This is a genomic window from Ihubacter massiliensis (genome assembly GCF_024125305.1).
Taxonomy (GTDB): Bacteria; Bacillota; Clostridia; order Peptostreptococcales; family Anaerovoracaceae; genus Hominibacterium; species Hominibacterium faecale.
The window spans coordinates 2,838,001-2,851,865 of record NZ_JAMXVH010000001.1 but is presented as its reverse complement, the minus strand read 5'-3'; the positions used below and the strand labels follow the sequence as shown (position 1 = coordinate 2,851,865).

General features: G+C 48.4%; 12 protein-coding genes and 1 pseudogene. All 13 read left to right on the top strand.

Features of this window, described 5'->3' with window-relative positions; translation table 11 throughout:
• Nucleotides 1-93: 93 nt before the first annotated feature.
• The 13 genes and pseudogenes from NIA71_RS13270 (at nucleotide 94) to NIA71_RS13210 (ending at nucleotide 13,829) form a co-directional block, all read left to right on the top strand.
• A complete protein-coding gene (locus tag NIA71_RS13270) occupies nucleotides 94-606 on the top strand; it encodes a sigma-70 family RNA polymerase sigma factor (RefSeq protein ID WP_000241709.1) in 513 nt (170 codons plus the stop codon).
• Between the two features lie 94 nt (nucleotides 607-700).
• Nucleotides 701-1,126 (top strand): sigma-70 family RNA polymerase sigma factor, encoded by a 426-nt coding sequence (locus tag NIA71_RS13265; protein ID WP_000323895.1) that lies wholly within the window; start codon nucleotides 701-703, stop codon nucleotides 1,124-1,126.
• An 83-nt stretch (nucleotides 1,127-1,209) separates the two neighbouring features.
• Nucleotides 1,210-1,684, top strand: a pseudogene (locus tag NIA71_RS13260) (RNA polymerase sigma factor).
• Nucleotides 1,685-1,838: 154 nt separating this feature from the next.
• Complete coding sequence (locus NIA71_RS13255) at nucleotides 1,839-2,864, top strand: AAA family ATPase (protein WP_001170964.1); 1,026 nt, start codon at nucleotides 1,839-1,841, stop codon at nucleotides 2,862-2,864.
• A gap of 524 nt (nucleotides 2,865-3,388) precedes the next feature.
• Entirely contained in the window at nucleotides 3,389-4,354 is a 966-nt protein-coding gene (mobV, locus tag NIA71_RS13250) for a MobV family relaxase (RefSeq protein ID WP_001820668.1), read from the top strand.
• An 8-nt stretch (nucleotides 4,355-4,362) separates the two neighbouring features.
• Entirely contained in the window at nucleotides 4,363-5,217 is an 855-nt protein-coding gene (locus tag NIA71_RS13245; protein WP_000743700.1) for a ParB/RepB/Spo0J family partition protein, read from the top strand.
• A gap of 45 nt (nucleotides 5,218-5,262) precedes the next feature.
• Nucleotides 5,263-5,493: a YdbC family protein gene (locus NIA71_RS13240; protein ID WP_001206986.1), complete on the top strand. Its 231-nt coding sequence runs from the start codon at nucleotides 5,263-5,265 to the stop codon at nucleotides 5,491-5,493.
• Between the two features lie 71 nt (nucleotides 5,494-5,564).
• Entirely contained in the window at nucleotides 5,565-5,756 is a 192-nt protein-coding gene (locus NIA71_RS13235; protein WP_001820669.1) for a hypothetical protein, read from the top strand.
• Between the two features lie 54 nt (nucleotides 5,757-5,810).
• The gene (locus NIA71_RS13230; protein ID WP_001820670.1) at nucleotides 5,811-7,667 is read left to right on the top strand and encodes a recombinase family protein; all 1,857 of its coding nucleotides are present in this window, start codon (nucleotides 5,811-5,813) and stop codon (nucleotides 7,665-7,667) included.
• 49 nt (nucleotides 7,668-7,716) lie between these two features.
• Nucleotides 7,717-8,400, top strand: a complete 684-nt coding sequence (locus NIA71_RS13225; RefSeq protein WP_253020634.1) for an FAD-dependent oxidoreductase — start codon at nucleotides 7,717-7,719, stop codon at nucleotides 8,398-8,400.
• Nucleotides 8,401-8,535: 135 nt separating this feature from the next.
• Nucleotides 8,536-9,864 (top strand): MFS transporter, encoded by a 1,329-nt coding sequence (locus NIA71_RS13220; protein ID WP_253020633.1) that lies wholly within the window; start codon nucleotides 8,536-8,538, stop codon nucleotides 9,862-9,864.
• 22 nt (nucleotides 9,865-9,886) lie between these two features.
• Nucleotides 9,887-11,860: an FAD-dependent oxidoreductase gene (locus NIA71_RS13215; protein WP_253020632.1), complete on the top strand. Its 1,974-nt coding sequence runs from the start codon at nucleotides 9,887-9,889 to the stop codon at nucleotides 11,858-11,860.
• Nucleotides 11,861-11,876: 16 nt separating this feature from the next.
• Complete coding sequence (locus NIA71_RS13210; RefSeq protein WP_253020631.1) at nucleotides 11,877-13,829, top strand: FAD-dependent oxidoreductase; 1,953 nt, start codon at nucleotides 11,877-11,879, stop codon at nucleotides 13,827-13,829.
• Nucleotides 13,830-13,865: the final 36 nt, after the last annotated feature.

The window sequence follows — 13,865 nt, the reverse complement described above, 5'->3', positions numbered from 1 at the left end:
AAAGTGCCGTAGGGCTGTTTCTGATATGCGGTGTCGTTCTCCGCCTCTCCATCTGGATTTTTTACATTTCAAAAATTCAGATGGGAGGTATTTATGGTGAAATATGCACCAAGAAAGGTATATATCAGAGAAAGTGGCGGCTATGTGGAATTATCCTACACGGAGTTCTGCCGTTGCAGGGAATCCGACCAGACCTATATGGACAAGCTGTTTATCCCCATTCAAGGCTGTCTGCTTGAAGTCGTGAGGGAGCAATACACAGACTTCTACCGTGACAAGGAACGGTGGCGTTATCTGCAAAAATTAGATACAAAGAATAGACTGCTATCTCTCGACGGATTTACGGACAGCGAGGGGAATCCTCTGGACTTTATCACTGATGAAGCGGTGGACATTGCAGAAACCGTTGTCAATGCGGTCATGGTGGACAGGCTGAAAGCCGCCCTGCCTTTGCTGTCGGATAGTGAACAGGAGCTGATACAGGCAATCTTTTTTGACGGACTTTCCGAGCGTGAAGTCGGGGCGAGGTTGGGCATAACCCAGAGCGTTGTAAACAAACGCAAAGCCAGAATCCTAATAAAACTAAGAAAGATAATAGAAAATTAAAATTTAAGGCGTTCAGCCCCCTTGTTTTTTCCTTTGGGAAGATGAGGGGGCTTTTCTCTGCCCTCTCAATCAATTCTGATTGGAGGAAGTAAGAATGGCATACAACCACGGACGGGAGGACAGGAAATGGCGTATCTGGAAAGAAGCGGAGGAAAAGCTGCTGCGTGAGTGCGGCGTTGATGAAGCGACCATTGAGCAGATACGCATGGCGGACAGGGCAGACTTCAATTCCAACAGGCGGTTTTACCGATGGACGAATGACGTTGCGGAATATCTTGAGGACATGGCAGGCAGGGAGCGGCAGGCGGAAGTGGGTACGGTTGCGGAGTTACTGGAAGAGATTGAGAGCGAAAATCTCTATCAAGTATTAGTCACGGTGGACGGGCGTACCTTGAAAATCGTCCTGCTGAAAATGCAGGGGTATTCCACAAAGGAGATTGCCCCGCTTGTGCATTTGACGACTGGTGCCATCTATGCGAGGTTAGACCATCTGCGGAAGAAGCTGCGGAAAATTTTATAGCTTCTAAAACAGCCTGCCATCCTGCGGGCTACTGGGTGAGGGATGGAAATCCCCTCACTCATTTTTTGCAGGAGGACAACAGGATGGCATACAGGGTTAAGGCATACACGCTTCGGGAGGAATCCACGGAAAGCGGCACAAGGTATTTTATCAGCTTTAAGGACGGGCAGGGCAAATCCCACGAGTTGGAAGTGTCGGAACAGTTCTTTATGGAGTTTCGGCAGATGGAGCGCAGGAACAGGAATCTTTTCTAATGGGACGAGCGGCACAGGGAGTTTAACGAGGTATGGGACGAAACCCTTTACAGACGGGCGTTGCGTGTGCCTAAGAGCCTTGATGAACGCATGGTTGAGGAAGAACGGAATGAAACGCTCTATAAGGCGGTTGGGAGCCTTCCAGAGATACAAAGGCGGCGTTTCCTGCTCTACTACGAGTATGAGTTCAATTTTTACCAAATCGCCGCTATGGAGCATTGCACCGCTTCGGCAATACAGAAATCTGTTGCGATTGCAAAGGAGAAAGTAAAGGCGGAAATTGAAGAAATATCTCCAACCGTGACCGACACCGCCCGAAAAAGAAATCTGTTTTTTATTTGTGTGGGATTGGCGGCATTACATACTCTCACTTTTTTCCGTGGGAGTAAATCTATTTTTAAGGAGGTCAACGCCTATGTGCAACGAAAACAAAGACACCGCCCGAAAGGAGGAAAGCCATGCAGAAGTTACAGACAGTCAACGCCGAAACGCTCCTTTATGAACCGCTTGAGAAACCATCCTTTGTGGTGGACAGCCTTATCCCGACAGGCTTATCGCTGTTCTGCGGCTCACAGAAGATAGGCAAAAGCTGGCTCATGCTGAAGCTATGCTTATGCGTGTCGCAGGGAATCCCTTTATGGGATATGCCGACAATGGAGGGCGATGTGCTTTACCTCTGCCTTGAGGACACGTTCTGCCGCATACAGGACAGGTTATTTCGTTTGACGGACGAAGCAAGCGGGCGGCTCCACTTTGCCGTGGCAAGCTGCAAGCTGTCAGACGGTCTTATCGTGCAGCTTGAAGATTATCTGAAAGATTACCCAGACAGCAGGCTCATTGTCATTGATACCTTGCAGAAAGTCCGTACAGCTTCAAAAGACAATGCCTATGCAAGCGACTATGGGGACATCTCCCTCATCAAAGACTTTGCCGACAGGCACTCTCTGGCGGTCATTGTCGTACACCACATCCGAAAGCAGAATGACAGCGACGTGTTCAACAAGGTGTCTGGGACGACAGGATTAACGGGGAGTGCGGACGCTACCTTTGTTCTGGAAAAGGAGAAACGTGCGTCTGACACCGCCAAGCTGTATGTGACGGGCAGGGACACGCCTTATCAGGAATACACGCTGCGTTTCCGTGATTGCCGTTGGGAGCTTGTGGAGCGGAAAACGCAGGAGCAGCTTGCGAAAGAAACGATACCAGATGTCCTTTTTCGGTTGGTGGATTTTATGAGGGATAAGGAAGAATGGATAGGCACGGCAACGGAACTGTTAGCCGCTATGGGGGAAACGGAAACCATACCCACGGTGATTACGAAATGGCTGAATGAATACCGCACCACATTTTTAAGCGAGAACCGTATCTGCTACCAGTACAGCCGCAGGAAAGACGGCAGGCGGATTGCCCTTGCAAGGAGGGCGGGTGACAGCGGTGATGGTGGTGACAGCGATATTAGGATACCCCCCTGTTACTGTCATTGACGCTTAAAGCCATGTAAAGCTGGCGGCTCTGCCCTGCGGGTGACAGCAGTGACGGTGGTGACAGTGATTTTAGGATACCCTGCCGCTGTCATCCCTACGGGAGAACACCCCGTAAACGCAAAATGCAGGCGTGAGATTTACTCGCCCTTTTCGGTCGTGTAAAACCACCCCTGCGGTCAGAAAAATCATTCCGATTTTTCCGACTGCGTTTACAGGGTGTAACACACTACACTTTGCCCTGCAAAGTCGTGTGCCAGACGTTCCCTCTGGACTCCCTTAAGGCAGGGCTGTGCCCTGCTATCCTACGCCTTACGGCTTCGGATAAAAGAATGGCGGCATGACGGTGACGGCTCTTGCGAGGGGGGTATCCCAAAAACACCGTCATCATCGACATGACCGTCATGCAGGGGGTGAGGGTGACAGTTGCGGCAGTCGGCAGGGGGTATCCCAAAACTGCTGTCACCACCGTCACCGCTGTCACCCCAAAGGACGGTCACCCGCCGAAAGAAAGGAGGAATCCGCCTATGCCTTATGCAATCCTGCGTTTCCAGAAACGAAAAGCGGGCGGCGTTGCGGCTTGTGAACGCCACAACGAGCGGAAGAAAGAAGCCTACAAAAGCAACCCAGATATAGATATGGAACGCTCTAAAAACAATTACCATCTCATAGCACCACCAAAGTACACCTACAAGAAAGAGATTAACCGCATGGTAGCCGAAGCGGGGTGCAGGACAAGGAAAGACAGCGTGATGATGGTGGAAACGCTCATCACAGCTTCACCAGAATTTATGAACCAGTTACCGCCCGAAGAACAAAAAGCGTATTTCCAGACGGCTCTTGACTTCATTTCGGAGCGTGTTGGAAAGCAGAATATCCTCTCCGCTGTCGTCCATATGGACGAGAGAACGCCCCATATGCACCTCTGCTTTGTGCCGATTACGCCAGACAATAAGCTGTCAGCGAAAGCTATCTTAGGCAACCAGAAATCATTATCCGAGTGGCAGACCGCCTACCATGAGCGGATGTCCTCACGGTGGAATCAGCTTGAACGGGGGCAGTCCTCAATGGAAACCAAGCGGAAACACGTCCCCACATGGCTCTATAAATTAGGCGGCAGGCTTGATAAACAGTATGAAGAAATCGTGTCTGCCCTATCCGACATCAACGCCTTTAACGCAGGGAAGAAAAGGGATAAAGCGTTAGATTTACTCTCTGCATGGCTGCCAGACGTGGAGAAATTCTCTAAGGAAATCGGGAAACAGCAGGCGTATATCGACAGTTTGAAAGAGAGAATTGGGCAGGAATCAGACTATGCGGGGCGTATGCGTGATGAAAAGTACGAGCAGGAACTAAAGGTGCAGAAAGCGAATCAGAAGATATTTGAATTGCAGAGAACCAACGAGCAGATGGGGCGGCTGCTGTCAAAAATACCGCCCGAAGTGTTGGAAGAATTGCAGAAAAATCATAGAAGCAGAGCGAAAGAAAGGTAGATATGTGAATGAAGAAACAGGATTTTAAGGTGTTAAAGACCAAAGACTTGTACCCGTTCCCCGACAATCCGTTTCATGTGGCAGAAGATGAAACACTGTCAGAGTTAGCGGAAAGCATCAAGGAATTTGGCATTGTCACGCCGATAATCACACGCCCGAAAGAGGACGGGGACGGTTATGAAGTGATTGCAGGACAGCGGCGTGTCCGTGCTTCTGAACTTGCAGGGATAAATACCGTGCCTGCGTTTGTCCTGCCCTTAGACCGTGACCGAGCCATCATCACCCTTGTAGACAGCAATTTGCAGCGTGAGAATATCCTGCCATCGGAGCGGGCGTTTGCTTACAAGATGAAATCCGAAGCCATGAAGCGGCAGGGTTTCCGCACAGACTTAACCTCGTCACAAGTTGTGACGAAGTTGCGGACGGACGACAAGGTGGCACAGGGCTTCGGCGTGGGCAGGATGACCGTGCAGCGTTTTATCCGCCTGACGGAACTGATACCGCCGATTTTGCAGATGGTGGACGAGGGGAAAATCGCCCTCACGCCTGCGGTGGAACTGTCCTTCTTGAAGAAAGACGAGCAGGAAAACCTCTTTGCCACGATGGAGAGCGAAGAAGCAACGCCCTCACTCTCACAGGCACAGCGGATGAAACAGTTAAGCCAGAGCGGGCGGCTTGACATGGATACGATATTTGCGATTATGACGGAGGAAAAGGGCAACCAGAAAGAAACCTTGAAAATCAACACAAGCAAGCTGAAAAAATACTTTCCGAAGAACACAACGCCGAAGCAGATGGAGGAAACCATCATCAAACTTTTGGAGCGTGAGTTGCAGAGGAAACGCAACCGTGACAGCCGCTAATCTTCTTTTTTCGGGAAGTAAATACAGAGAGTTGAGGTATGGAGAATGAGAGAAATCCAGTATGAAATCGTAAAGGAAATCGCAGTATTGTCTACGGGCGACAGTGGCTACACAAAGGAAATCAATCTCATTTCATGGAATGGGAAAGAGCCGAAGTATGACATCCGCAGCTTTTCCCCGAACCGTGAAAAGTGCGGCAAGGGAATCACGCTGAACGCTGATGAAGCGGCGGCACTCCTTAAAGCATTACAGAAAGAATTAAACAGCGAGGATTAATGGTATCTGATTGGCAGGGCGGGGACATTTCCAAACTCTTCCCTGCCCTGTCTGGAAAGGAAGATTTAAGTATGGGCGAGGATAAGAAAGCAGATAAAAAGAGAAAGCGTATCGTGCCAAAAGCACCAGTGCAGATGATAATCAGCCGTGAATATGTCGGCACACAGACCGTTACAGAAGCGTTTGTCCCGATTATCTCCGAGGATATTCGGAAGAAGATTGCCGAGGGCGACACCTTCGACAATGAGGGGCTGTCCGCTTAGAATGTACGCAATGGGACATGAAAACAGATAGGACAGATACGGAGGTTTTACAGTATGGCAGGAATCAAAGAAGAAAAGAAAATCTATTTAGTCGGCATTTATTGCCGCTTATCTAAAGACGATGGTACGGATAACGAGAGTGCGAGCATTGCGACACAGAAATCCATCCTCACGGATTATGTGAAAAAGCAGGGATGGCACATAGCAAAAACGTATGTGGACGATGGTTATTCTGGTACAAATTTCCAAAGACCAAGTTTCCAGAATATGATAAAAGACATTGAAAGCGGTCTGATAAACTGCGTGATTACGAAAGATTTATCCCGTCTGGGGAGAAACTATCTTGATTGTGGGTTATATCTGGAAGTTTTCTTCCCAGAGCATAACGTGAGGTATATAGCGGTCAATGACGGCGTAGATACCTTGAATAAATCTGCTATGGACATCACGCCTTTCCGCAACATTTTAAACGAAATGTATGCCGCTGACATATCTGTTAAGATAAAATCGGCATATCGGGCGAGGTTTCAACAGGGGAAATTCATGGGAACTACCGCCCCTTATGGCTATATCAAAGACCCTGCCGACCACAACCATCTGCTGATAGATGATAAAGTGGCACATGTTGTAAAAGAGATATTCGACCTTGCATTAAAAGGGAATGGAGTTGCCAAAATTTGCAGACATCTTAATAAACAGCATATCCTACGCCCTGCCGCTTATGCGGCGGAGCGTGGCGAAACAGGCTTTGAACGTCATTTTGAGGGGAACGAGGACAAACGCTATATTTGGAGTGGGAACAGCGTGAGGAGCATTTTAAGAAGCCCGATATATGCGGGAAATCTTGTAGGCTACAAACGGATTGCCGCCAATATGAAAAGCAAGAAACGCCCCTCTAAGCTGCCCGAAGAATGGGAAGTGATACCCAATACCCATGAGGGAATAGTCACGCAGGAGGAATTTGATATTGTCCAACAGCTTATTACAAGTCGTAGGCTTCCACAGAACAAGGGAGGATTTGTAAATATTTTTGCAGGCGTTATCAAGTGTGTGGACTGCGGATGTGCTCTGCGGGCAATGAACGTACACAGGAGGAAACGCCCAGAGATTATCGACTGTGTACAGTATTCATGTAATAATTATGCAAGAAACGGAAGAAGCGAGTGTAGTGCCCACAATATAGAAGCAAGGGATTTATTCAATGCCGTTCTTGCCGACATCAACTGTTTTGCGGATATGGCAGTGAATGATGAAAAGGCGGTCAGGGCCATAGAAAAGCGGCTCACGGAAACAGACCAGAGCAGGGCGAAAGCATTAGAGAAAGAACGTAAGAAGCTGAACAAACGCCTTGCGGAACTGGACAGGCTGTTTTCCTCTCTCTACGAGGATAAGGTCATGGAGCGTATTACCGAGCGGAATTTTGAGATGATGTCGGGGAAATACCAGAAAGAGCAGCTTGAAATTGAAGCAAGGCTGAAAGAGGTGACGGAAACTCTTAATGAAAGCTACGAGAAATCACGGGGAATCCGTGACTTCCTCGCCCTTATCCGAAATTATCAAGGCTTAAAAGAACTGGATGCAACAGTTATAAACGCACTCATAGACAAGATACTTGTTTCGGAGCGTGAGAAGATGGCAGACGGAACAGTGAAGCAGGAAATCAAGATTTACTATAAATTCATCGGCTTTGTCGATGAATTACATATCATACCTACAAAACGGTGGGCAGCAATGCCCGCTAAAAATTGTACGGTGTGCGGCGTTGAATATGTCCCGGGCTCTGGTGCATCAAGGTATTGTCCTGCTTGTGCCAAGAAGATACGGAGGGAGAAATCAAACGAGAGCAAACGCAGGAGCAGAGAACAGAAAAGGATAGCATGTATGAACTGTCCGCAAAAAATGACCGACTGACTTAGGACATGAAGTCGTACTCTATGAAAAGGACAGCCGGCTTGGCGGTATGCTGCATACGGCCTCAGCGCTTCCGTTCAAGGGCGATATGCGCAGATATTTAGACTGGATGATTGAAACAACTATGAACACCGGCGCAGTCATCCATCTTAACACAGAAGCAACCCCAGAAATCATCAAGATGGAAAGTCCGGATGTGGTTCTGCTTGGTACCGGTGCAGTCCCACTTCAGCTGAATATTCCAACGGCAGGAAAAAGAGCGTTCATTTGGGCCGGCGATGTGGATACCGGAAGAAAGACGGTTGGCGATACTGTTACGATTGTCGGCGCAGGTTTAACCGGAACAGAGACGGCCATAGCGCTTGCACAGGGCGGAAAGAAGGTAACTGTAATTGACAAGATCCCTGAGGAACTGTTCTTAAAGGGAAATCCAGGTCCGGCTAACCTGTCGATCATGGCGCTTCTTCAGAGCCTGGATGTTACCTTCATCTTTGAAGCATCTCTGAAGGCTATTACTGAGGAGGGTGTTGTTTACATAGATAAGGATGGGGCGGAACATACGATCATATGTGACTCTGCTGTAAACGCATTGGGAATGACTTACGATAAGGATGCAGCGGATGAATTGCTGAATATCATCCCAAGAAGTTACGCGATCGGAGACTGCTCAGGCAAAGAAATGACCATTATGAACGCTGTTTTAGAGGGGTTCTCACGAGCCTTTGATGTGTAATAGGATGTCGCGTGAATTTATGCCATGATACGTACATGGCAAAATAGCGATCGAAAGGGTGTGATACCGGCAAAACTTATCATAAACACAGCATTAAAAAATTTATAGTAATTGTTATTATTTAGGAGGAAAAAAATGTTAAAAAATAAGCGATTTGCTAGACATCATGTCGCGTTTTGTGTACTCGGACTGATTTTATTCTTCTTCTATGCCGGATTCATGAACGACCATTTGAATGTACTTTCTGTAGCTTTAAGTGAAACTGGATGGACCACCAGCCAGATTTATCTGGGTTCCAACATAGGTGGTTATATCACGGTTATCTTATACCTGCTTTGCGGTATTTCCCTGCTCAAGATTGGGGTAAAGAAAACCATGCTTCCGTCTGCAGTTGTTTTAGGCGTTGCTGCAATGTTTTTAGGTATAGCAGGCGGCAGTGGAAATTTGACCCTTTATACTGTTCTGCTGTGTATTGTTCGCTGTGCCGTTGTTCCATTACAGATGGGCTGCTTCATGATGTGCGCGAACTGGTACATCAAGTATCGCGGCCGCATGATGGGCTGGATTACAATTGGCGCCCCACTGTTCTCCGTAGCAGGTATCAACCTCCTCAGCAGACTGTGCATGCAAGGGATCGACAAGGGTTACATGATCTTTGGCGGTGCACTGGTAGTAATTGCCATTGCAGCGGCAGTCCTTTTAAGAGATAAGCCGGAAGACATAAATTTATATCCGGATGGCCTGGATCATGCGCCGATTTCGGAAGATGGGGACAAGAATGACATCGATATTTCCCTGGGTGAAATTCTGCGGGATGTTCAGGCATGGAAGCTGATTATTGCATTCGGAATTTTACAGGCGATTATTACCGGTATGATGGGGACCATGGCGTTAAGATACGTTATGGCTGGAGACGGATTCGGTGCAGGAACAACTCCAATGCTGTATCTGTCCATCGGCGCTGCTTTAGGTATTCCAATGTCCTTTATTTTAGGATGGATTGACGATAAGCTTGGTTCCATATATGCATCAATTATTTTATGTGTGGGTTTTTTCATATGTGTAATCCCATTCATCATCATGCCATGGGATATGACTAGCGGCGCATCCTCTGCCTTAATGTTAGTGTGGGCCTTTGGCGTTGCTTGTATGACAGGCGGCTGTGCAACTCTGCACCCTGCGATCACAAACTATGTTTACGGACGTCGTCGTTATCAGGCTGCTAACAAGTGGATCATGACATTTCAGGGGATCCTGCAGGCCAGTGTTCTTCCCATTATGAATCTCCTATATGATATGGCTATGCCAAATGAATCACATGGCATGCAGTCTGAATTTGCAAAAGCCGGTTATATCGGATTTGCAGTTCTGATTGCTGTTGCTCTGGTTATTCTGTATACCATGAGAAAGCTGCCGGACGCCAATCTGGAAGACCGTGACTACAGTCAGAAGCAGGTTTCATAATTGAAAAAGGAGCATGATATAAATGTATTGTAAAAAATACCCGATGATGTTTCAACCAATGTCCATCGGAGACGTTACATTTAAGAACCGTGTTATTGCAGCGCCTATTACCACCAATCGTATTGTGGATCATGGCTATCCGACACCGGAAGGCATCGACGCGTACGAAACCAAGGCGCGGGGCGGGTTCTCCGCCGTGACTGTGACTGAAAGTTTTATCGATGCAGATTATGCCGCTCGACATGAACATGGACTGAATGTCTGGGAGAATTCCATGACCACATTCCATATGGAGTCGATCATGGTGCTGACCGAGGCGGTTAAAGCCCATGGTGCAGTCGCGTCCATTCAGTTAAATCACACAGGTGCAATGAATCATCCCAATACAATTGCCGGGAATAAAAATCCAATCGGCCCGTCTGCATTTGTTCGTGAAGATGGCGTCCAAGTTGAAGAAATGACGTATGAGCAGATGGATCGGATTATTGAGAAATGGGCAGAAGCTGCCTGGCTGTGTAAATCCCTGGGATTTCAGATGGTCAATCTTCATGGAGGGCATGGATGGCTTCTTAACCAGTTCATGTCGCCGCTGTTTAATCATCGAAACGATGAATATGGAGGCAGTATGGAAAACCGGGCACGTTTCGCTGTACGTGTATGTGACCGGATCAAAGAGGTCTGCGGCAGGAATTTTCTCATTGAATACCGCATGTCCGGTTCTGAACGAATTGAAGGCGGGATGACAATGGAAGACGGGGTTGAATTTGCAAAAATAATTCAGGACCATGTGGATTTAATTCATGTCACTTCGGGTATTTATCACTCTCATGTAGAGACGAAGGCATTTTCGTCTATGTATGATGAACATGGCTGTAATCTGGATCTGGCAGAAGTCATTAAAAAACACGTTAACGTACCTGTGGTGGCTGTGGGCGGCTTCAATGGACCGGAGCAGATCGAGGAAGCGATTGCATCGGGAAAGTGCGATTTTGTGGCACTGGGAAGACAGCAGTTTGCGGATCCAGATTTTGTAAACAAAACACGGATGGGGCGGGAAAATGAAATAGCTCCTTGTTTAAGGTGCTCCTGCTTCAATCCGCTGCCGCCAGACCCAGACCAGCGGGCCATTCCGGAACTCTGGCATTGTGCCGTAAATCCGTGGGGACAGAGGGAGCTGCGTTGGCGAAACGCACCAAAGCCGGGAGGAAAGAGAAAAGTCCTGGTTGTTGGCGGCGGGCCGGCCGGAATGTATGCTGCTTTGACTGCCGCAGAACGCGGGCATGATGTGACGCTGTGTGAAAAAGATAGCAAGCTGGGCGGGCTGCTGTGGTTTACCGATATGGATGATCATAAAGAATCATTGCGCCGTTACAGGGATTCTCTTGCAGTAAGATGTCAGCGCACAGATGTTGCAATTCGTCTGAACACGGAAGTGACGCCGGACTTCATTGAAGATATGAAACCGGATGCAGTGATCTGTGCAGTTGGTTCCCATCCTTATGTACCGCCCATCCCAGGTATCGAGCATGCCATTCATGCGGTGGATGTATACAGGGATTTCAGCGTGCTGGGCCGGAAAGCCGTTATTGTTGGCGGAGGCGCCATTGGATGCGAAAGCGGATATTTCTTCGCCGATCAATGGGGCGTCGAAATCAAGATTCTGGAAATGCGGGAAGACATCTGCATGGATTCGGGTCTCTCACAGCGGCAGGCGCTCCTTCCACGTATGAAACAGGCAGGAATGACCTGGGAATGCAACGTACATGTTAAAGAAATTCTCGAAAAGGGCGTGAAGTACTTGGATGCTCAGGGGCAGGAACGGTTTGCGGAGTATGATTCCGTTATCTATGCATGCGGAAACCGCGCAAACCGTGAAACGGTAGAGGCATTAAAGGCAAGCGCACCATGGTTTGTTACTGTCGGAGATGCGAAACAGGCGCGGATCGTTAAATGGGCTACTTACGAAGGCTTCTGTGCAGCCATGGATATTTTATAAAGTAGAGGTGAAATTTATGAATAAACAGTTTCCCCATGTGCTGGCGCCTGTTCGTATTGGCGGCCAGCTTCTGAAAAACCGTATTTTTGTTGCTCCGATTACTCCTCACTCCGCAAGCAACGGAGAACCATATCCAAATGAGGAAATCATGACCTACTTTGAAGATCGTGCCAAGACTGGCGCTGCTGTAGTATACTGCGGCGGAACAAAGGCTGCGGATGTGTTTGATGATGGCGAACATTGTGCTTGGGACACTTCCGCATTTAATCACAAGAATGCACTGACGCTGCTTGCGGCGCGTATTAAGTCACACGGCGCACGTCCCGGCATGGAAATCATGGGACTTCTTCCTGCCTCCTGGAGACCGGGTCCTCCTCTGGGCTGCTCCGACGGCAACCGGGTTTTCCAGTCGCAGCCGATTACCCAGGAAATCACAAAGGAGGAAATGGAGCGTTTTAAGGAAGCTACTGCACAGATGTGTGAAAACCTTATGGAATGCGGGTATGAGCAGTTCCTGTTCCATTTTGGCCACTCCATTCCTTTAGCACAGTTCCTTTCCCCTCTGACAAATCGTCGTACGGATGAATACGGCGGCTCGACAGAAAACCGCTGCCGCTATCTGGTGGAAATTCTGGACGCATGCCGTGAAGCTACAAAGGGAAAGGTGATCTTTGAAATCCGCATGTCTGCTACAGAGTTTGAAGAAGGCGGCATCGATCTGGAAGAAGGCATCAGGATCGCTTCCATTTTCCAGGAGCACTGTGATATCATTCAGGCTTCCTGCGGTATGGTTACTGAGAAATATATGACCGTGACCCATCCTTGCCAGCATATGGGTCCTCATCCGAACCTGTGGCTGGCTGAAGCTTTCAAAAAGTCAGGAAAAATCCACAAACCTGTTACGGCGATCGGCGCCTTCGAAAGTCTCCAGGCTGCTGAAGATGCTATTGCTGCAGGTAAGTGTGACTTTGTAGCTGTTTGCCGTCAGTTCATTGCAGATCCTGAAACCATCCACAAGGCCGTGGAAAACAGAGCTGACGATGTGGTGCCTTGCATCAAGTGTATGCGCTGTCACGACTCCGATTGTTATGAGCACCTGTTCCGCTGTGCGGTTAACCCGCTCATCGGTTTTGACAGTATCCATCAGCAGATGTTCCCCGCCGCAGCAAAAAAGCAGAAGAAGGTGGCAGTTATCGGAGGCGGACCTGCAGGAATGAAAGCGGCTATCACTGCCTTTGACCGGGGGCACAAAGTTACTCTTTATGAAAAGGCTGACAAGTTGGGCGGCGCTCTGGGATTCTCCGAATATGTGGAATTCAAATATGCTCTATGCAGCTATAAAAATTATCTGATTCATCAGGTAGGAAAACGTGCCATCGATGTGAAACTGAAGACAGAGGCTGCGCCAGAAATGTTAAATGACCTCTATGATGCCGTAATCATCGCAGTGGGGGCGGAACCTGTCATGCTTCCAATTCCAGGCTACAACACAGATAATGGTATGGTGGCTACCGATGCTTACTGCAGCGAAGATAAATTGGGTAAGACAGTAGTGATCATCGGCGGCGGGCAGGTAGGCTGCGAAACCGCTTTGTATCTGGCCGACAAGGGCTTGGATGTGTCTGTCATCGAAATACAGAAGTCTCTGTGTCCGGATGCTTCCAAGAGCTGCGGCGATGAAATCCGTATTCTGCTGGATGAAAATCCGAACTTTACCGCTATATGCGGTGCGAAGTGCATTAAAATGACTAAAAATAGTGTAACCTACATCGATGCTGCAGGCAAAGAATGCACTGCGAAATGCGACACTGTTATTCTGGCTGCCGGCATGAAGGCACGTACTGCTTTGGCTGACAGTTTCATTACTGACTGCGATGTGCCAGAGTGGGCACAGGCGGGCGACTGCATTAGCGCCCGTACTGTTGAACAGGCTACCGCAGAGGCTTACAATGCTGCTATGGCTCTATAAGTTGTCCCAAGTACCCTCTGATAAATAAAATTGCAT